This window comes from Pseudomonas fluorescens (assembly GCF_902497895.1).
GTDB classification, from domain to species: domain Bacteria; phylum Pseudomonadota; class Gammaproteobacteria; order Pseudomonadales; family Pseudomonadaceae; genus Aquipseudomonas; species Aquipseudomonas fluorescens_BP.
Map to the genome: position 1 here is coordinate 1 of NZ_CABVHQ010000147.1, position 3,042 is coordinate 3,042.

Sequence of the window (3,042 nt, forward strand, 5' to 3'; positions counted from 1 at the left end):
TCATCGCCATCGATCTATTTCGATGGCCGCGATCATCTGGGGCTGACCGAAGAGCAGGTCCCGAAGCGCTTCAAGCATCCCTACGCGGCGACCAAATACCTGGCCGAGCAAAAGGTCTTCGGCGCCCAGGAGTTCGGCCTCGAAGTGCTGGCCCTGCGCCCGCGTTTCGTCACGGGCGCCGGTGACATGAGCATCTTTCCGCGGCTGTTGAACATGCAGCGCAAAGGGCGGCTGGCAATTGTCGGCAATGGCCTGAACAAGGTCGATTTCACCAGTGTGCAGAATCTCAATGAGGCTTTGCTCAGCAGTTTGCTGGCCAGTGGATCGGCCCTGGGCAAGGCGTATAACATCAGCAACGGAGCGCCCGTGCCGCTGTGGGATGTAGTGAACTATGTGATGCGCCAGATGCAAGTCCCGCAAGTGACCCGCCACCGTTCCTACGGTCTGGCCTATAGCGTTGCGGCGCTGAACGAAGGTTTCTGCAAGCTCTGGCCAGGGCGGCCGGAGCCAACGCTGTCGCGCTTGGGGATGCAGGTGATGAGCAAAAACTTCACCCTGGACATCAGCCGCGCCCGCCATTACCTGGACTATGAACCGAAAGTCAGCCTGTGGACGGCCCTTGATGAATTCTGCGGATGGTGGAAGGCTCAGGACATTCGCTGAAAATAAACACTGAACCGAGTTTGGGGTTCAGGGTCGATCAGTGCTGCGAGTAGCGGTTTATACTCGCAGCATTAAGCCATTACTGCGGTTCAGAAAGGTTGACCCATGCGTAACGATGCTAACGACGACTTCGATTATGTTCCCAGCCTGCGGGCCGAAGCTCTGGACGACGATTTTCCGGGCACCCCTGCCGCTCGTGAGCGTACCAGCGTGCATTCGCGGCCCACTCAGCTGGTCAAGGTCAAAGGCCCGAGCACCGGTGCGCTGTGGGCATTGGTCGGGGCGTTGTTTTTTGCCTTCGCCGGCCTTGCCTGGTGGAGTTTCCAGCAGATCTCGCTGATGGAGCAGCAATTGGTCGCCACCCAGGAGAGTTTCGCCCGCATCAGCGAGGAAGCGGCGGGGCGCCTGCAGGCTATTTCTGGCAAGGTGGTCGCCAGTGAATCCACGGTCAACAGCGGCAGCGAAACGCTGAAACTGCAGATCAAGCAGCTTGAAGGCAAATTGCTTGAGCAGAACAAGCAACAGCAGGGCGTGGCAGGCCAGGCCACTGACCTGGACAAACGCCTGGCGCAAATGACCGCGCAGACTACCGAGCAGCAATCCGCCAATACTCAACTGCAAGCCCAGGTCAAAACCCTGAGCAGCGAGCTGGCCGCGCTGAAAAGTGCCCCGGCCGACACCAGTAAAGTCGAGGCGGAACTGAAAAGTCTCAGCGCCGAGATTGCCGCGTTGAAAAAACAAGGCAATCCAGGCGCCGCTATCGAGCGCCTGGAGCAGGACATGCTTGTCCTCAAAAGCCAGCAGGACAACCGTCCGGCTGCGCCCAAGAGTGGCAGTAATACCGCCGAGTTCGACGCCTTCCGTGGCCAGGTCACGCGTAACATCAACACCTTGCAAAGCCAGATCCGCAACCTGCAACAGCAGATCAGCGCCCGACCTTGATCGAGCAGTTGGCAGGCCTTTGTGGCGAGGGGCTTGTTGTGGCGAGGGGGCTTGCCCCCGCTCGGCTGCGCAGCAGTCGTAAAAATCGGTACACGCGGTGTACCCGACAGAACCGGGTTTGCAGGTAGGGCCGCTTCGCAGCCCAGCGGGGGCAAGCCCCCTCGCCACAGGTCTGCGTCTGGTTTTCGCTCCCACAGGTACTGCGCTACCTTGTGGCGAGCCTGCTCGCGATGCAGGCCACAGGGTCTCCCTACCTGACCTTATCCTCCCGCCCCCGCAACACCCTGTTTGGCATGGCAATCGCTGCAGCCACCCCCAGCAGCGATACCGCCGCGCTGACCATCAGCAAATGCCGAAAGGTCAGCAACAGCTCGGCGCGCAAGGCGTTCTGGGTGTCACCCGGCGCTGCGTTCAAACCATCGAGCAGCACATTTCCCGAGCTGCCTTCGGCGATCAGCGCCGAGCCGGCCAGGTGGGCAAAGCTGGAGTCTTGCAGCAAGGTCAGCAGCAACGCCGACATCAACGCTACCCCCATGGCGCCGCCCAATGAGCGGAACAGGTTAGTGGTGCTGGTAGCCACGCCGATGTCCCGTTGCTCCACCGAGTTTTGCGTGCCCACCAGTGAGGTCGGGAACTGCATGCCGCTGGCGATTCCGCTCAGCAACATGAACAGGCTGCTCAGCACCAACGCTTGCGGCGGGCTGAAGGCCATGCCGAGAATCGCGATTGGGGTGAGCAGCGCGCCGGCCAGAATCATCGGTTTGTAGCGACCGGTCACCGAGGTCTGGCGTCCGGCGAAGTAGGCGCCGATCGGCAGGCCCATGGCCAGTGGCAACAGGTGCAACGCGGCACTGTCGGCTCCGGCCCCGGTGACGCTCTGAAAGCGCAGCGGCATCAGCACGATCAGCGAGATGGCCTGGAAACTGGTGAAGAAAATCGTGCACCAACACAGCACTGCGTTGCGGTTGGCGAACAAATGCATGGGGAGCAGGGGTTCGGCTGCCCGTTGTTCATGCCAGACCAACAGCGTCAGCGCCATCACGGCAGCAGCCAGCAAACCGAGCACTTCACTGTCGCGCCAATGATGGCCCTGACCGATTTCGGTGATGCCCAGTAACAGCGCGGTCAGGCCGATAATCAGCAGCAGCGTGCCGAAGTAATCGATAACCGGTTTGCGTTGTGGCACCGGCAAGCCGACCAGTGTGCGACTGGCTATCAGCAAGGCCCCAAGGCCCAGCGGCAGGTTGATCAGAAACACCCAACGCCAGGACAGGTACTCAGTCATGTAGCCGCCAAGCACCGGGCCGGCGACACTGGCCACCGCGTACATGCTGCTGAAATAGCCTTGATATCGTCCACGTTCACGGGGTGGCACCAGGTCGCCGATGATCGCCTGACTGACCGAAATCATCCCGCCGGCACCGATGCCCTGGATGA

Annotated in this window: 3 protein-coding genes; 2 read left to right on the plus strand and 1 reads right to left on the minus strand. The window is 60.9% G+C overall.

What is annotated here, in order from left to right; all coding sequences use genetic code 11:
- A partial coding sequence (locus tag F8N21_RS30180) for an NAD-dependent epimerase/dehydratase family protein (RefSeq protein WP_150645591.1) occupies positions 1-663 on the plus strand: 663 nt, incomplete at its 5' end.
- A gap of 105 nt (positions 664-768) precedes the next feature.
- Positions 769-1,605: an ATPase gene (locus F8N21_RS30185; protein WP_150645493.1), complete on the plus strand. Its 837-nt coding sequence runs from the start codon at positions 769-771 to the stop codon at positions 1,603-1,605.
- 250 nt (positions 1,606-1,855) lie between these two features.
- Here the strand turns inward: F8N21_RS30185 and F8N21_RS30190 are convergent.
- Positions 1,856-3,042: MFS transporter (locus F8N21_RS30190; protein WP_150645592.1), on the minus strand; the 1,187-nt coding region annotated here is incomplete at its 5' end.